This is a genomic window from Paraburkholderia sp. TE9906 (assembly GCF_056279605.1).
The window spans coordinates 1-15,556 of the sequence record NZ_JBWCCT010000024.1; the positions used below are offsets into that span (position 1 = coordinate 1).

The 15,556-nt window shown below is 63.3% G+C and carries 16 protein-coding genes; 13 read left to right on the forward strand and 3 right to left on the reverse strand.

Annotated elements, in window-relative coordinates:
- Positions 1 to 98: 98 nt before the first annotated feature.
- Positions 99 to 875, reverse strand: coding sequence for an enoyl-CoA hydratase (locus ACZ9H4_RS35470; protein WP_408155211.1), 777 nt, complete (start codon positions 873 to 875; stop codon positions 99 to 101).
- 133 nt (positions 876 to 1,008) lie between these two features.
- Between ACZ9H4_RS35470 and paaN the strand changes: the two genes are divergently transcribed.
- From paaN to paaK, 5 genes are all read left to right on the forward strand, one after another.
- Entirely contained in the window at positions 1,009 to 2,709 is a 1,701-nt protein-coding gene (paaN, locus tag ACZ9H4_RS35475) for a phenylacetic acid degradation protein PaaN (protein ID WP_476122809.1), read from the forward strand.
- A gap of 145 nt (positions 2,710 to 2,854) precedes the next feature.
- Entirely contained in the window at positions 2,855 to 4,057 is a 1,203-nt protein-coding gene (pcaF, locus tag ACZ9H4_RS35480; protein ID WP_476122811.1) for a 3-oxoadipyl-CoA thiolase, read from the forward strand.
- A 50-nt stretch (positions 4,058 to 4,107) separates the two neighbouring features.
- Positions 4,108 to 4,899: a 2-(1,2-epoxy-1,2-dihydrophenyl)acetyl-CoA isomerase PaaG gene (paaG, locus tag ACZ9H4_RS35485; protein ID WP_476122813.1), complete on the forward strand. Its 792-nt coding sequence runs from the start codon at positions 4,108 to 4,110 to the stop codon at positions 4,897 to 4,899.
- Position 4,900: 1 nt separating this feature from the next.
- Positions 4,901 to 5,362 carry a hydroxyphenylacetyl-CoA thioesterase PaaI gene (gene paaI, locus ACZ9H4_RS35490; RefSeq protein ID WP_408146583.1) on the forward strand — a complete coding sequence of 154 codons (462 nt, stop codon included), beginning with the start codon at positions 4,901 to 4,903 and terminating at the stop codon, positions 5,360 to 5,362.
- A 176-nt stretch (positions 5,363 to 5,538) separates the two neighbouring features.
- Positions 5,539 to 6,843 carry a phenylacetate--CoA ligase PaaK gene (paaK, locus tag ACZ9H4_RS35495; RefSeq protein ID WP_408146581.1) on the forward strand — a complete coding sequence of 435 codons (1,305 nt, stop codon included), beginning with the start codon at positions 5,539 to 5,541 and terminating at the stop codon, positions 6,841 to 6,843.
- 193 nt (positions 6,844 to 7,036) lie between these two features.
- Here paaK and mltA read toward each other — a convergent pair whose 3' ends face one another.
- Positions 7,037 to 8,161, reverse strand: a complete 1,125-nt coding sequence (mltA, locus tag ACZ9H4_RS35500; protein WP_476122815.1) for a murein transglycosylase A — start codon at positions 8,159 to 8,161, stop codon at positions 7,037 to 7,039.
- A gap of 28 nt (positions 8,162 to 8,189) precedes the next feature.
- On the opposite strand from mltA, the gene ACZ9H4_RS35505 reads away from it, so the two are divergent.
- The gene (locus ACZ9H4_RS35505) at positions 8,190 to 8,351 is read left to right on the forward strand and encodes a hypothetical protein (protein ID WP_408146577.1); all 162 of its coding nucleotides are present in this window, start codon (positions 8,190 to 8,192) and stop codon (positions 8,349 to 8,351) included.
- Positions 8,352 to 8,462: 111 nt separating this feature from the next.
- On the opposite strand, the gene apaG is transcribed toward ACZ9H4_RS35505, so the two are convergent.
- Positions 8,463 to 8,837 (reverse strand): Co2+/Mg2+ efflux protein ApaG, encoded by a 375-nt coding sequence (gene apaG, locus ACZ9H4_RS35510; RefSeq protein ID WP_121315792.1) that lies wholly within the window; start codon positions 8,835 to 8,837, stop codon positions 8,463 to 8,465.
- 283 nt (positions 8,838 to 9,120) lie between these two features.
- On the opposite strand from apaG, the gene rpe reads away from it, so the two are divergent.
- The 7 genes from rpe (at position 9,121) to ACZ9H4_RS35545 (ending at position 15,522) form a co-directional block, all read left to right on the forward strand.
- Positions 9,121 to 9,804: a ribulose-phosphate 3-epimerase gene (gene rpe, locus ACZ9H4_RS35515; protein ID WP_408146573.1), complete on the forward strand. Its 684-nt coding sequence runs from the start codon at positions 9,121 to 9,123 to the stop codon at positions 9,802 to 9,804.
- 27 nt (positions 9,805 to 9,831) lie between these two features.
- On the forward strand, positions 9,832 to 10,548 hold the full coding sequence (locus tag ACZ9H4_RS35520) for a phosphoglycolate phosphatase (RefSeq protein WP_408155221.1): 717 nt from the start codon (positions 9,832 to 9,834) through the stop codon (positions 10,546 to 10,548).
- Between the two features lie 370 nt (positions 10,549 to 10,918).
- Positions 10,919 to 12,412 (forward strand): anthranilate synthase component I, encoded by a 1,494-nt coding sequence (gene trpE, locus ACZ9H4_RS35525; protein WP_042329064.1) that lies wholly within the window; start codon positions 10,919 to 10,921, stop codon positions 12,410 to 12,412.
- Positions 12,413 to 12,425: 13 nt separating this feature from the next.
- On the forward strand, positions 12,426 to 13,013 hold the full coding sequence (locus tag ACZ9H4_RS35530) for an aminodeoxychorismate/anthranilate synthase component II (protein WP_476122819.1): 588 nt from the start codon (positions 12,426 to 12,428) through the stop codon (positions 13,011 to 13,013).
- A 17-nt stretch (positions 13,014 to 13,030) separates the two neighbouring features.
- Entirely contained in the window at positions 13,031 to 14,059 is a 1,029-nt protein-coding gene (trpD, locus tag ACZ9H4_RS35535) for an anthranilate phosphoribosyltransferase (protein WP_476122821.1), read from the forward strand.
- An 18-nt stretch (positions 14,060 to 14,077) separates the two neighbouring features.
- Positions 14,078 to 14,863, forward strand: a complete 786-nt coding sequence (gene trpC / locus ACZ9H4_RS35540) for an indole-3-glycerol phosphate synthase TrpC (RefSeq protein WP_408146563.1) — start codon at positions 14,078 to 14,080, stop codon at positions 14,861 to 14,863.
- A 32-nt stretch (positions 14,864 to 14,895) separates the two neighbouring features.
- Positions 14,896 to 15,522, forward strand: coding sequence for a CYTH domain-containing protein (locus ACZ9H4_RS35545; protein WP_476122823.1), 627 nt, complete (start codon positions 14,896 to 14,898; stop codon positions 15,520 to 15,522).
- The last annotated feature ends 34 nt before the right edge of the window (positions 15,523 to 15,556 follow it).

Genomic DNA, 15,556 nt, shown 5'->3' on the forward strand with positions numbered 1-15,556 from the left:
GGCTTTCCCGCTTCTCTGTGCCCCGGTATCCGAAGCACGAAAGAGCGGAATTCTAGCGAGCCCCAAGGGGACTTGCAAGCGTTATTTTGACAAGCGTATTAACGATGCTTGAAAACCGGCTTGCGCTTCTCCACAAACGCGGCCATCCCCTCTTTCTGGTCTTCGGTGGCGAAGAGCGAATGGAACAGACGGCGCTCGAAATGCACGCCTTCCGCGAGCGTCGTTTCATATGCGCGGTTGACCGACTCCTTCACCATCATCACTGCCGGCAGCGGGAATTCCGCGATGGTCGCAGCCGCGGCTATCGACTCATCAAGCAGGGAGGCGGCCGGAATAACACGCGAAACCAACCCGGCGCGTTCAGCCTCAGCCGCATCCATGAAGCGGGCGGTCAGACAAAGATCCATCGCTTTCGCTTTCGACACGGCGCGTGGCAATCGCTGCGTGCCACCCGCCCCCGGCATGATGCCGAGCTTGATTTCCGGTTGACCAAACTTCGCGGTATCGGCGGCAAAAATGATGTCGCACATCATCGCCAGCTCACAGCCACCGCCAAGAGCAAAGCCTGCCACCGCGGCAATGATCGGCTTACGCACCGAGCGAACCGTTTCCCAGTTGCGGGTAATGTAGTCGCCCTTGTAGACATCCATATAGGTGTAGGTCGACATCATGCCGATGTCGGCGCCGGCGGCAAACGCCTTCTCGCTCCCAGTCAACACAATCGCGCCGATCGCGTCATCGGCGTCGAACTCGCGCAGCACGGCCCCCAACTCGTCCATCAATGCGTCATTCAAAGCGTTCAACGCCTTCGGACGATTCAACGTGATCAGCCCAACCCGCCCCCGCGTCTCAACCAGAATGTTCTCGTAAACCATGCCGCCTCCTAATGGTTAATCACACGCGAAAACGCTTCGCGCGGCTCTCTTAATAATGCTACCATTCACCAACCAACCGGTCGGTCAATTATTAGACAGGCTTTTCCCCAACGCACAGCCAAGCCCCTCTGCCATGACACATCCGCTATTCACCAAGCACGAAGACACGCTGCAAAAGGCTCTCACCGCGATTGAAACGCGCGGCTACTGGAGCCCGTTCGTCGAAATGCCCAGTCCGAAAGTGTACGGGGAAACAGCCAACGCGGACGGCGAAGCCGCTTTCAAAGCGCTGCTCAACACGACGTTCGAACTGGATCAACCGTCGACGGGAGAAACGGTCGGCGCCGAAGTTTCTCCGTTCGGCTTCCCGCTCGGCGTGCGCTATCCGAAAGCGGACCCTGCCGCACTGATCACGGCAGCCGCCGCCGCGCAACGTGACTGGCGCGCGGCCGGCCCGCAAGCGTGGATCGGCGTGAGCCTCGAAATCCTGGCGCGGGTGAATCGCGCCAGCTTCGAAATTGGCTACAGCGTGATGCACACGACCGGCCAGGCGTTCATGATGGCTTTTCAGGCCGGCGGCCCGCATGCACAGGACCGCGCCCTCGAGGCAGTGGTGTACGCATGGGACCAGTTGCGCCGCATCCCCGTCGACGCGCACTGGGAAAAACCGCAAGGCAAGAACCCGCCGCTCGCGATGCACAAGCGCTATACCGTCGTGCCGCGCGGCACCGGCCTTGTACTTGGCTGCTGCACATTTCCGACATGGAACGGCTATCCAGGCCTCTTCGCCGATCTGGCCACCGGTAACACGGTCATCGTCAAGCCGCATCCGGGCGCGATTCTGCCGCTCGCGCTGACCGTGCGAATCGCGCGCGACGTTTTGCGCGAAGCAGGCTTCGATCCGAACGTCGTCACATTGCTGGCCACCGAGCCGAACGACGGCGCACTCGTCCAGGACTTGGCCCTGCGCCCGGAAATCAAGCTCATCGACTTCACGGGAAGCACCCAGAACGGCACGTGGCTCGAGCGCCACGCACATCAGGCACAGGTCTACACCGAGAAAGCGGGCGTCAACCAGATCGTGATCGACTCCGTCGACGACATCAAGGCAGCCGCCCGCAACATCGCATTCTCCCTGGCGCTGTACTCGGGCCAGATGTGCACGGCGCCGCAGAACATCTACGTGCCGCGCAGCGGCATCCGCACCGCCGACGGCTCGCTCAGTTTCGACGACGTCGCTCAAGCCATTGCCGGCGCGGTGCAAAAGCTCGTCGCCGACCCGGCCCGTGCAGTCGAACTGCTCGGCGCGATTCAGAACGAAGGCGTGATTCAGCGCATCGGTGAAGCCTCAAAACTCGGTCGCGTCCTGGTCGAGAGCCTGGCGCTCGAACATCCGGCGTTTGCGGGCGCTCGCGTGCGCACGCCGCTCGTGCTCCAACTGGACGCCGCCAACGACCACGCCCAGTTCACCAAGGAGTGGTTCGGCCCGATCTCGTTCGTTATCGCGACAGACTCGACCGCGCAGTCGCTCGATCTCGCCGGCGCGATCGCCGCCGAGCATGGCGCGCTGACACTGTCGGTTTACAGCACCGACCCGGCCGTGCTCGACGACGCCCATGAGGCCTCGATTCGCGGCGGCGTAGCCCTGTCGATCAATCTGACGGGCGGGGTGTTCGTCAACCAGTCCGCCGCCTTCTCCGACTTCCACGGCACGGGGGCGAACCCCGCAGCCAATGCCGCGCTGGCCGATGCAGCCTTTGTCGCCAATCGCTTCCGCGTCGTTCAAAGCCGGGTTCATGTTGAACCGAAAGCGGCACCGGCGGTAGCTGGCTGAATGGCATAAGAGACAGAGACAGCGGCATAAGAAAAAGCACGGCCTCGTTCCTATGCCGTTTGGCCGAATGGACCGGGTCGTGCGCCCCAACTAACATGAGACATCGGATCGGCATTGCGCGCCGCTCCGTCCAGCGGAAACTCCAATGAACGACGCCTTCATCTGCGATGCGATTCGCACACCCATCGGCCGCTACGGCGGCGCCCTGAAAGACGTCCGTGCCGACGACCTCGGCGCCGTGCCGATCAGGGCATTGATCGAGCGCAATCCCGGCGTCGACTGGCGAGCCCTCGACGACGTGATTTACGGCTGCGCCAATCAGGCCGGTGAAGACAATCGCAACGTCGCTCGCATGTCGGCGTTGCTGGCCGGTCTGCCTACGGACGCGCCGGGCGCCACCATCAACCGCCTGTGCGGCTCCGGCATGGATGCGCTCGGCACCGCCGCGCGCGCGATCAAGGCAGGCGAAGCGCGCCTGATGATTGCCGGCGGCGTCGAAAGCATGACGCGCGCGCCGTTCGTGATGGGCAAAGCAACGAGCGCGTTCTCGCGCCAAGCCGACATTCACGACACGACCATCGGCTGGCGTTTCGTCAATCCGCTGATGAAGCGCCAGTACGGCGTCGACTCGATGCCCGAGACCGCGGAAAACGTCGCCGTCCAATTCGGCGTGAGCCGTGCGGACCAGGACGCGTTCGCGCTCGCGAGCCAGCAAAAAGCAGCCCGCGCGCAACGTGACGGCACGCTGGCCGAGGAAATCGTCGGCGTCGATGTCGCGCAGAAGAAGGGTGACCCCGTGCGTGTCATGCTCGACGAGCATCCGCGGGAAACGTCGCTCGAAAGTCTGGGCAAGCTCAAGGGCGTGGTTCGTCCGGACGGCAGTGTGACGGCCGGCAACGCTTCCGGCGTGAACGACGGCGCCTGCGCACTGTTGCTCGCGAATCAGCAGGCAGCCGATCAGTACGGCCTGCGCCGCCGCGCACGCGTGGCAGGCATGGCAACCGCGGGCGTCGAGCCGCGCATCATGGGTATCGGGCCGGCGCCGGCGACGCAAAAGCTGCTCAGGCAACTCGGCATGACGCTCGAACAATTCGACGTGATCGAGTTGAACGAAGCATTCGCGTCTCAAGGGTTGGCCGTGCTGCGCACGCTCGGTCTGCGCGACGACGATCCGCCCGTCAATCCGAATGGCGGCGCCATTGCACTCGGCCATCCGCTGGGCGCCTCGGGTGCGCGTCTGATCACGACCGCGCTGTATCAACTGGAACGGATCAACGGCCGCTTTGCACTGTGCACGATGTGCATCGGCGTGGGCCAAGGCATTGCGCTGGTCATCGAACGGCTTTAGGAGCAACGCCGCGGTGACCATCGGCTAAAGAGACTTTGAGGAGACACCCAATGTCATATGAAGCGATTCGCCTGGATCTCGACACGTCGAGCCATGTCGCAACCATCACGCTGAACCGCCCTGACAAGCTCAACAGCTTCACGCGCGCCATGCATCGGGAATTGAGCGATGCACTCGATCATGTTGAAAAATCGGGCGCGCGCGCACTCGTGCTCACAGGGGCGGGGCGCGGCTTCTGCGCCGGCCAGGATCTCGCCGACCTCGACTTCACGCCCGGCGCAATGACGGATCTGGGCAATCTGATCGACGAGCATTTCAACCCGCTGATCCGCCGTCTGCAAGCGCTGCCGTTGCCGGTCATCGCCGCGGTCAACGGCACGGCTGCCGGCGCCGGCGCGAATCTCGCGCTGGCCTGCGACCTCGTGCTCGCGGCGCGCTCCGCGAGCTTCATTCAGGCTTTCGTAAAGATCGGCCTCGTGCCGGACTCGGGCGGCACGTGGTTGCTGCCGCAGCGCGTCGGCATGGCGCGCGCGCTGGGGCTTGCGATCACCGGCGACAAACTCAGCGCGGAAAAAGCCGAAAGCTGGGGCATGATCTGGCAGACGCACGACGACGCGGAACTCGCCGCCGCTGCGGCCAAACTCGCGGCTCAGCTCGCGCAGCAACCCACGCGCGCCATCGCCGCAATCAAGCAGGCGATGCGCGCGGGCGCGACGCAAACCCTCGACCAGCAACTCGATCTCGAGCGCGATCTGCAACGTGAGCTCGGTGCATCCCATGATTACGCAGAAGGTGTGCAAGCCTTCGTGGAAAAACGCGCACCACGCTTCGAGGGCCGCTGATATGTCCACCCAAACCACTCACGCCAAGCAGATGACGCCGGATGAACTCGCCCGTGCAACCGCAGCTGCGATGTACGAGAACGATGCTTGCAGCCGTGCGCTCGGGCTCGAAATCCTGGAAGTGCGTCCAGGCTATGCACGCCTGCGCATGGCTGTACGCGACGACTTTCTGAACGGCCACCAGATTTGCCACGGCGGCCTGATCTTCACCCTCGCCGATTCGACGTTCGCGTTCGCCTGCAACACGTACAACATCAACACGGTCGCGGCCGGTTGTTCGATCGAGTTCCTGAAAGCGGTACGCGGCGGCGACGTGCTGACAGCGGAAGCGGTCGAGCAGACACTGAGCGGCCGCACCGGCATCTACGATATTCGCGTCACCAATCGTGCCGACGAAACCGTCGCCATGTTTCGCGGCAAATCGGCACAAATCAAGGGCAACCTGATTCCCACGGGCGATTGAAGGGCCAGCGCGCGGCGAACCCACGGTAAAGCAGCGGCCAACGCCGCAGTGGTGCCGCGGCAAACGTGCGACGCAGCGTCGGTTCATCGACGCTATCCAAAATAGCAGCCAGTCCCCGGTTTTTAGCGCACAAGCGCACCATAGACTCAAGCATTGAGGCAGCAAGGAGACATTCAATGACGACCGCCCTTCCGCTCGATCCGATCGAGACCGCCAGCCGCGACGAACTTGCCGCGCTTCAACTTGAACGGCTCAAATGGTCGCTGAACCATGCGTATGAGAATTCGCCGGTCTATCGCCGCAAATTCGACGAAGCCGGCGTGCACCCGAACGAAGTCAAGACACTCGCGGACCTGGCGCGCTTTCCGTTCACCACCAAGAAAGACCTGCGCGACAGCTACCCGTTCGGGATGTTCGCCGTCCCGCAGGAGCAGATTTCACGCATTCACGCGTCGTCCGGCACGACCGGCAAGCCGACCGTCGTGGGCTACACCGCGCGCGACATCGACACGTGGGCGAATCTCGTCGCGCGTTCGATTCGCGCCGCCGGCGCGAAGCGCGGCGACAAGGTTCACGTGAGCTACGGCTACGGTCTGTTCACCGGCGGCCTCGGCGCGCACTACGGCGCCGAGCGCGCGGGCCTCACCGTGATTCCATTCGGCGGCGGCCAGACCGAGAAGCAGGTGCAACTGATCCAGGACTTCCGCCCGGACATCATCATGGTGACGCCGAGCTACATGCTCTCGATCGCCGACGAACTCGAACGTCAAGGCATCGACCCGGCCACTTGCTCGCTGCGCCTCGGCATCTTCGGCGCGGAGCCGTGGACCAACGACATGCGTCAGGCAATCGAAAAGCGGATGGGCATCGATGCCGTCGACATCTACGGGTTATCCGAGGTGATGGGCCCAGGCGTCGCATCGGAGTGCGTGGAAACGAAGGACGGCCCGACCATCTGGGAAGATCATTTCTATCCCGAGATCATCGATCCCGAAACCGGCGAGGTGTTGCCGGACGGCGAACTCGGCGAACTGGTGTTCACCTCGCTGACCAAGGAAGCGTTGCCGATCATCCGTTACCGCACGCGCGACCTCACGCGTCTGCTGCCAGGCAGCGCTCGCACGATGCGCCGGATGGAAAAGATCACCGGCCGCTCGGACGACATGATGATCGTGCGCGGTGTGAACGTATTCCCGACGCAAATCGAAGAACTGCTGCTCAAGCAGCACGCGCTCGCGCCGCATTATCAGATCGTGCTGACCAAGGAAGGCCCGCTCGACGTGCTGACGTTGAACGTCGAACCCTGCCCGGAAACCGCGCCGGATACGGCAGCGCTGAACACAGCCAAACAGGCGCTCGCCTACGACATCAAGGCGCTGATCGGCGTGAGCGCGGTGGTGAACGTGCTGGCGGTCAACGGCATCGAGCGTTCGGTTGGCAAGGCACGGCGCGTGGTGGACAAACGCAAGCAAGGGCTCTAAGCCGCCCCTACAAAAAAGGCGTCACGTCCGGAATCCCAACCGGGTGTGACGCCTTTTTCAATAATGCAGCGTAGCTCTCCCCCAAGCGGGAATCATGTTGAATGCTCGTACTGCGGCACACGGTGTGCAAAGCGAAAGCACGCGTCAGCGGTTCCGTTATCAGAAAGCCGCAGCTACACCGATCACCCAACACTCACGAATTCGGCAGCAACAACCACATCCGGCCGCCCTGCTTCATCTTGCCGGCCAGATCGCCGGCGTCGTCGCCGAGTCCCCAGAAGTAGTCGGCGCGCACGCCACCCTTGATCGCGGAGCCGGTGTCCTGCGCGAACACGAGGCGGTTCATCGGCGAGTTCGTCAACGGACGCGTGGTCTGCAAGAACACAGGCGTACCCAGTGGAATCGACGTCGGATCGACCGCGATCGACCGCTCCGGCGTCAACGGCACACCGAGCGCGCCAACTGGACCGTCCGCGCCGCCGCTCGGTGCGCTTTCACCGGATGGCATCTCACGGAAGAATACAAAGCGCGGATTCGTGTCGAGTAGCCCATCGACGCGCGTCGGGTTCGCGCGCGCCCATGCCTTGATGCCCTGCATGGTCGCCTGTGCCGGCGTGAGTTCGCCGCGATCCAGCAGCCACCGCCCAATCGACTTGTACGGCTGATTGTTGGTGCCGCCAAAGCCGACGCGCATGACGCTGCCGTCTTCCATCACGATTCGCCCAGACCCTTGTACCTGCAGGAAGAACGCTTCGATCGGATCGTCGACCCAGACGAGTTCATTGCCGTTGAGCACGCCCGAGCGCTCGAGCTGCGCACGCGCCGGCAGCGCCGTGCCCGCACGATACGTGGCGGGCCAGCGATACAGCGCCGTCTGATACACGCCGTGCCGCGTACGCGAGCCACGCAGCAAGGGCTCGTAGTAACCGGTGACGAGCCCGTCGAGCGTGCCGTCGTTATTGGCTAGCTGGAACGGCGTGAAATAAGCCTCGAAAAAAGACCGCGCGCTGGTGACGTCGAGATCGTCGATTTGCGAAGCCGCGGCACAGGCACGCGACCAGTTCGGTTGACGCGCGAGCCTGGCGCAGTTCTGCCGCAACGCGGCCGTCGCACCGATCAGCGAATCGTCCTGCCAGCCCGGCACCTGCCGCCAGGCGACTGCCGTGAGGCGCGTCGCAGCAATCTGTCCGGGTATGATCGCGGCACCCGTGGGCGGCGCAACCGACGGCCGGACCGCCCCGCCGCCGCCGCAGGACGCCAGCAGCACCGCAACCGAAAGCGCGCCGAGCCATGCTCCGGCCGTGCGGACAAAACGCATACAATGTTCGTTCTTGATGGAAACCGCCATGTCTGATCTGTTCGACGAATACCCGATGCTCATCTTCGCGCTGGAAGCGCTCCTCGCGCTTTTCCTGCTCGTCTTCATCGTTGTATGGACATCATCCGGCAGGAAGAAAGCCACGCGCGCCGCCCGAAGCGAACAACCGAAGCAGCAAAAACCTCAGTAACGCTATGCGATAAACCGCGCGCCGAAGCTGAATCAGGGGCTCACCTGCTCGTTCAATCGCGCAGTTGAATGCGCATTTGAATGTTTAATGACCGCGGGCCCGCCCTCCGGTTCAATGCAACGTGCGCGGCATGCGCAGAATAAACTCCGGCACCGGTGCGTCGAAACGCTCACCGTCCTCCGCCACGCAGAAGTAATCGCCACGCATGGTGCCAACCGGCGTCGCGATGACCGCCCAGCTCGTGTATTCGAAATGCTCGCCCGGCTTGAGCAGCGGCTGATGGCCGACCACACCCAGGCCCTTCACTTCCTGCACCGTATTTTCGCTATCGGTGATCACCCAATGACGCGCAATCAACTGCGCGGGGACCTGGCCGGTATTGCGGATAGTCAGCGTGTATGCGAATGCATACTGGCGGCGCTCCGGGTCCGACTCTTCAGGCAGATATTGCACCTGCGCCGAGACGCTGAATTCGTACTGGCTCATCCTGATTCCGGTCTGATGAAACGGGCTGTGAAAAATCTCGGGAAACCCCGAACGCCAATGGTTTGCCGTACATCGGCGAAGCGATATGCATGGATTGGCATTCTGCTTGATGCGCGGCATGCCCGCAACCGGACATATCTTTCGGCCAAGGGCCGCTACGGAGCGTTGTCACTGTCACCGCGGCCGCGGTGAGCCCGCAATCGACCACAAACCGCCCGCGCGCCGCTTCGGGGCCGCTACAAAACGGTAAAATGGCGCTTTCCCGCTTGCACCCGCTCCCGCCATGACGCAATTTCGCATCGCCCCCAGCATTCTGTCCGCCGATTTCGCCCGCCTCGGCGAGGAAGTCCGCAACGTCGTCGCCGCCGGCGCCGACTGGATTCACTTCGACGTGATGGATAACCACTACGTGCCGAACCTGACCATCGGCCCGCTCGTGTGCGAAGCGATCCGCCCGCACGTCGACGTGCCGATCGACGTGCATCTGATGGTGCGCCCGGTCGACCGCATCGTGCCGGACTTCGCGAAGGCCGGCGCGAACCTGATCAGCTTCCATCCGGAAGGCTCGGACCATATCGACCGCACGCTGTCGCTGATCCGCGACCACGGCTGCAAGGCCGGCCTCGTGTTCAACCCGGCCACCTCGCTGAGCTATCTGGACCATGTGATGGACAAGCTCGACCTCGTGCTGATCATGTCGGTGAATCCGGGCTTCGGCGGCCAGTCGTTCATTCCCGAAGCGCTCAATAAGCTGCGCGAAGCCCGCAAGCGTATCGACGCGTACAAGGAACGGACCGGCCGCGAGATCCATCTGGAAGTGGACGGCGGCGTGAAGGTCGACAACATCGCGGAAATCGCGGCGGCCGGCGCGGACACGTTCGTGGCCGGTTCGGCGATCTTCGGCCAGCCCGATCACAAGGTCGTGATCGACAAGATGCGCGCCGCCCTCGCGAATATTCAGCACTAAGGTTCAGCACTCAAGCCCGCACGCCCTATGACCGCTCCGTTCCCCGCCCCGACCTTCAGCAGCCCGCGCCTGCAAGCCGCGATCATCGACCTCGACGGCACGATGATAGACACCGCCGACGACTTCACCGCCGGCCTGAACGGCATGCTCGCGCAACTCGACGCGCTGGAAACCTCACGCGAGGAAGTGGTCGGCTATGTCGGCAAGGGTTCGGAGCATCTGATCCGCAGCGTGCTCGCGCCGCGCTTCGAAGCGGACCATGCGCAGGATCGCTTCGACGAAGCGCTCGCGATCTATCAGGCGGAATACGCGAAGATCAACGGCTTGCACACGCGGCTTTATCCCGATGTCGAAGCCGGGCTGATCGCGATGCGCGATGCCGGCGTGAAGCTGGCGTGCGTCACCAACAAGCCGCACCGGTTCGCCGTCGAGCTGCTGCAACAGTACGGGCTCGCGCAATATTTCAGCGTCGTGCTCGGCGGCGACAGCCTCGCGAAAAAGAAGCCGGACCCGCTGCCGATGCTCACCGCCGCGGCACAACTGGGTGTCGAACCGCAAGCCACGGTGGCCATCGGCGATTCCGAAAACGACGCGCTGGCGGGCCGCGCGGCCGGCATGGCGACGCTCACCGTGCCGTACGGCTACAACCACGGCCAAGCTATACAAACAATAAAATCCGATGGTATAGTTGCCTCGCTGCTCGACGCCGCCAAGGCGATCGCAGCGCACCATTCCACGACTTGAAAAGTCCTTCATCCTCATGTTTCTGAATAAAAAACGGAGTCTGATTAGCATCGACCGGGGAGCCTGGCCCTGGCGTCGCTGGTCGCGCTAACCTCGCCTGAGGTACGCTGAAGCTCGTCTTCGGCAACCGTTTTTTACTTCGCTGCGCTCACGCGTTTTTTCCATCGTCTAGTTTCGCTGCATTGGTTGATTCGGCCTGCGTGTACCCGCAAAGTACAGCTGTGCGCTGAAACCCCTTGCACGCGTCGATGGGAAACTCGCGCCGGTCGGTATCATCGCGTCGCAACGTCGACGCACGCTCCGTCCGGTCGCGCAACGCCCCGCTTTGTCCGACGCACGCTGCCGCCGGACCACCGTACAGGATCGGAACATGACCGAACTCGAATTCCAGTCCCTCGCCAATGAGGGCTTCAACCGCATTCCGCTGATCGCCGAAGCGCTCGCCGACCTCGAAACGCCGCTCTCGCTCTACCTGAAGCTAGCGCAGACCGAGCGCAACGGCGCCAACTCGTTCCTGCTGGAATCGGTGGTGGGCGGCGAGCGTTTCGGCCGCTATTCGTTCATCGGACTGCCGGCGCGCACGCTGCTGCGCACCCGCAACGGCGTATCGGAAGTGGTGCGCGACGGCAAGGTCGTCGAAACGCACGAGGGCGATCCGCTCGAGTTCATCCAGCAATTCCAGGGGCGCTTCAAAGTGGCGCAACGCCCCGGCTTGCCGCGTTTCGCGGGCGGCCTCGCCGGTTATTTCGGCTATGACGCGGTGCGCTACATCGAGAAAAAGCTCGCGCACAGCGCGCCGAAAGACGATCTGAATCTGCCCGATATCCAGCTGCTGCTCACCGAAGAAGTCGCCGTGATCGACAACCTCGCGGGCAAGCTCTATTTGGTGGTGTACGCCGATTCGACGCAGCCGGAGGCCTACACGAAGGCGAAACACCGTCTGCGCGAACTGCGTCAGCGTTTGCGTACGACCGTGCAGCCACCGGTCACCTCGGCCAGCGTGCGCACCGAGACCTACCGCGAATTCGCGAAGGACGACTATCTGGCCGCCGTGCGCAAGGCGAAGGAATACATTGCCGCCGGCGAACTGATGCAGGTGCAGGTCGGCCAGCGTCTGACCAAGCCGTACCGCGACAATCCGCTGTCGCTGTATCGCGCGCTGCGCTCGCTGAATCCGTCGCCGTACATGTACTACTACAACTTCGGCGAGTTTCATGTGGTCGGCGCGTCGCCCGAAATTCTGGTGCGCCAGGAAAAGCGCGGCGAGGACCGCATCGTGACGATTCGCCCGCTCGCCGGCACGCGTCCGCGCGGCAACACGCCGGAACGCGACGCGGAACTCGCGACCGAACTGCTGAACGACCCGAAGGAAATCGCCGAACACGTAATGCTGATCGACCTCGCGCGCAACGACGTGGGCCGCATCGCGCAGATCGGTTCGGTGGTCGTGACCGACAAGATGGTGATCGAAAAGTACTCGCACGTGCAGCACATCGTGAGTTCGGTCGAGGGCAAGCTGAAGCCCGGCACCACCAATTTCGACGTGCTGCGCGCCACCTTCCCGGCCGGCACGCTGTCGGGCGCGCCGAAGGTCCGCGCGATGGAACTGATCGACGAACTGGAGCCCGTGAAGCGCGGCCTGTATGGCGGTGCGGTCGGCTATCTGTCGTTCACCGGTGAGATGGATCTCGCCATCACGATCCGCACCGGCGTGATCGCGAACGGCAATCTGTATGTGCAGGCGGCCGCGGGCGTGGTCGCGGATTCGGTGCCGGAATCCGAATGGCAAGAGACCGAGAACAAGGCGCGCGCCGTGCTGCGTGCTGCCGAACAGGTTCAAGACGGCCTCGATAGCGACTTCTGACCGGAGACACACCATGCTGCTCATGATCGACAACTACGACTCGTTCACCTACAACCTGGTGCAGTACTTCGGCGAACTCGGCGAAGACGTGCGCACCTACCGCAACGACGAAATCACGCTGGACGACATCGCGAAGCTCAACCCCGAGCGCATCTGTCTGTCGCCCGGTCCCAGCAATCCGCAACATGCCGGCATCACTCTCGACGTGCTGCGCAAATTCGCCGGCAAGACGCCGATTCTCGGCGTCTGCCTCGGCCATCAGGCAATCGGCGAGGCGTTCGGCGGCCGCGTGGTGCGCGCGCAGACCATCATGCACGGCAAGGTCAGCACGATCGAAACCGACTGCAAAGGCGTGTTCGCCGATCTGCCGAAGCATTTCGTCGTGACCCGCTACCATTCGCTCGCGATCGAACGCGAATCGCTGCCGGACTGCCTCGAAGTATCGGCATGGACCGAAGACGGCGAGATCATGGGTGTGCGGCACAAGGAACTGGCCGTCGAAGGCGTGCAGTTCCATCCGGAATCGATCCTGTCCGAACACGGCCACGCGCTGCTCGAAAATTTCGTGAAGCAGTCGAAAACCGCCCACCGCACCGCTTGATGAAGAGAGACGAGATCATGTCGATTACGCCCCAGGAAGCGCTGCAACGGACCATCGAGCACCGCGAGATTTTCCACGACGAGATGCTGCATCTGATGCGCCTCATCATGCGTGGCGAACTCTCGCCCGTGATGGCGGCCGCGATCATCACCGGCTTGCGCGTCAAGAAAGAGACCATCGGCGAAATCACCGCCGCCGCCACGGTGATGCGTGAATTCGCCCGCCACGTCGACGTGCAGGACAACTCGAATTTCGTCGATATCGTCGGCACCGGCGGCGACGGCGCGCACACCTTCAACATTTCCACCGCCACCATGTTCGTGTCGGCCGCGGCCGGCGCGAAGGTCGCGAAGCACGGCAATCGCGGCGTGTCGAGCAAGTCAGGCAGCGCGGACGTGCTCGAAGCGCTCGGCGTGAATATCGATCTGCAACCGGATCAGGTGGCGGCGTCGATTGTGGAAACCGGCATGGGCTTCATGTTCGCGCCGAACCATCACCCGGCGATGAAGAACATCGCCGCCGTGCGCCGCGAACTCGGCGTGCGGACCATCTTCAACATTCTCGGCCCGCTGACCAATCCCGCCGGCGCGCCGAACCAGTTGATGGGCGTGTTCCATGCGGACCTCGTCGGCATTCAGGTGCGCGTGATGCAGCGTCTCGGCGCGAAGCACGTGCTGGTCGTGTACGGGATGGACGGCATGGACGAAGTGTCGCTCGGCGCGGCCACGCAAGTCGGCGAGTTGCGCGACGGCGAAGTCCGCGAGTACGAGATTCATCCGGAAGACTTCGGCATGCAGATGGTGTCGAACCGCACGCTGAAAGTGGCCGACGCGAGCGAATCCAAAGCGATGCTGCTCGAGGCGCTCGACAACAAGCCGGGCGTCGCGCGCGAAATCGTCACGCTGAACGCGGGCACGGCGCTGTATTCGGCGAACGTGGCGGCGTCGATCGCGGACGGCATTCAACTGGCGCGCGAAGCGATCGCGAGCGGCAAGGCCCGCGCGAAGGTCGACGAGCTGATTCGCTTCACCCAGCAATTCAAGTAATCACGTAGCGAGATACTTATGAGCGACATCCTCGACCGCATCATCGCGGTCAAACGCGAAGAAGTCCGCGCGGCCGAACAGAGCGCGCCGCTGGAAGAGTTGCGCCTCGAAGCGTCGTCGCGCGATATCCGCGATTTCGTCGGCGCGCTGCGCGCCAAGCACGCGGCGGGTCTGGCCGCGGTCATTTCCGAAGTGAAGAAGGCGAGTCCGTCCAAAGGCGTACTGCGCGAGCACTTCGACCCGGCCGAAATCGCGCGTTCGTATGAGAAGCACGGCGCGGCCTGTCTGTCCGTCCTCACCGACGTGCAGTTCTTCCAGGGCAGCGTCGCGTATCTGCAGCAGGCGCGCGCCGCGTGCCAGTTGCCGGTGCTGCGCAAGGACTTCATCGTCGATCCGTACCAGATCGTCGAAGCGCGCGCGATGGGCGCCGACGCGATCCTGCTGATCGCAGCCGCGCTCGACACCGCGCAGATGCAGGACCTCGAAGCGCTCGCGCATTCGCTGGGCCTCGCGGTACTGGTCGAAGTGCACGACAGCAACGAGCTTAAGGAAGCGTTGACGCTGAAGACACCGCTGATCGGCATCAACAACCGCAACTTGCGCACTTTCGAAACGTCGATCGAGACGACCATCGGCATGCTCGACGCGATTCCGGATGACCGCATCGTGGTCACCGAATCGGGCATTCTGTCGCGCGCCGATGTCGAGCGCCTGCGCGCGATGGACGTGCACACGTTCCTCGTCGGCGAAGCGTTCATGCGCGCGGACGAGCCGGGCGTGGAACTTGCGCGGATGTTTTTCTAGACGCCGCGTCGGTACACGCAAGGAAACGCATCATGGGCATGGAACGCGAAATCAAGCTGGCGCTGCCGGCCGGGCAGGTGCAGGCGGCGCAACAGTGGTTCGTCTCGCGCACCGGTAAAGAGGGCAGCCCGGTCAAACTGGTGAACATTTACTTCGATACGCCGCAGCTTGGGTTGGCGAGTTCGAAGAGCGCGCTGCGTCTGCGTCAAACACCGGATGGCTGGCTGCAAACCTTCAAGACGGTGGGCAACGCGAAGGATGGTTTGCACAGCCGGCACGAATGGGAAATGCCGGTGGCGGGCCCGAAGCTGGAGATCGACGCGCTGCTGCGCGCTTGCGATGAGCCGGCTGCAGCAGATGCGTTACGCCAGGCGGCGTCCACGTTGATCGAACTGTTCCGCACGAATTTCACGCGCACGCTGTGGCACGTCGAACTGGGCGGTGCGGAAATCGAAGCCGCGATCGATCAGGGCGACGTGCTCGCGGAAGTCGACGGCGAGAACCGCCGTGCGCCCATCTCGGAAGTCGAGCTTGAACTGAAGTCCGGCGCAGAAGCTGCGCTGCACGCGCTCGCGGCGGAACTCGGCAAACAGATAAGCGGACTCGCGCCGGACAACGTCAGCAAGGCGCAGCGCGGGTATCAGTTGCGGGCGGGTTGAACTGAGGCGTTGAACGCGCCCCGCGTGGCGCCGC

Bases quoted from the DNA above. Each gene is read 5' to 3' on its own strand.
- ACZ9H4_RS35470 (WP_408155211.1), bottom strand. From the start codon at position 875: ATGGTTTACGAGAACATTCTGGTTGAGACGCGGGGGCGGGTTGGGCTG.
- paaN (WP_476122809.1), top strand. From the start codon at position 1,009: ATGACACATCCGCTATTCACCAAGCACGAAGACACGCTGCAAAAGGCT.
- pcaF (WP_476122811.1), top strand. From the start codon at position 2,855: ATGAACGACGCCTTCATCTGCGATGCGATTCGCACACCCATCGGCCGC.
- paaG (WP_476122813.1), top strand. From the start codon at position 4,108: ATGTCATATGAAGCGATTCGCCTGGATCTCGACACGTCGAGCCATGTC.
- paaI (WP_408146583.1), top strand. From the start codon at position 4,901: ATGTCCACCCAAACCACTCACGCCAAGCAGATGACGCCGGATGAACTC.
- paaK (WP_408146581.1), top strand. From the start codon at position 5,539: ATGACGACCGCCCTTCCGCTCGATCCGATCGAGACCGCCAGCCGCGAC.
- mltA (WP_476122815.1), bottom strand. From the start codon at position 8,161: ATGCGTTTTGTCCGCACGGCCGGAGCATGGCTCGGCGCGCTTTCGGTT.
- ACZ9H4_RS35505 (WP_408146577.1), top strand. From the start codon at position 8,190: ATGTCTGATCTGTTCGACGAATACCCGATGCTCATCTTCGCGCTGGAA.
- apaG (WP_121315792.1), bottom strand. From the start codon at position 8,837: ATGAGCCAGTACGAATTCAGCGTCTCGGCGCAGGTGCAATATCTGCCT.
- rpe (WP_408146573.1), top strand. From the start codon at position 9,121: ATGACGCAATTTCGCATCGCCCCCAGCATTCTGTCCGCCGATTTCGCC.
- ACZ9H4_RS35520 (WP_408155221.1), top strand. From the start codon at position 9,832: ATGACCGCTCCGTTCCCCGCCCCGACCTTCAGCAGCCCGCGCCTGCAA.
- trpE (WP_042329064.1), top strand. From the start codon at position 10,919: ATGACCGAACTCGAATTCCAGTCCCTCGCCAATGAGGGCTTCAACCGC.
- ACZ9H4_RS35530 (WP_476122819.1), top strand. From the start codon at position 12,426: ATGCTGCTCATGATCGACAACTACGACTCGTTCACCTACAACCTGGTG.
- trpD (WP_476122821.1), top strand. From the start codon at position 13,031: ATGTCGATTACGCCCCAGGAAGCGCTGCAACGGACCATCGAGCACCGC.
- trpC (WP_408146563.1), top strand. From the start codon at position 14,078: ATGAGCGACATCCTCGACCGCATCATCGCGGTCAAACGCGAAGAAGTC.
- ACZ9H4_RS35545 (WP_476122823.1), top strand. From the start codon at position 14,896: ATGGGCATGGAACGCGAAATCAAGCTGGCGCTGCCGGCCGGGCAGGTG.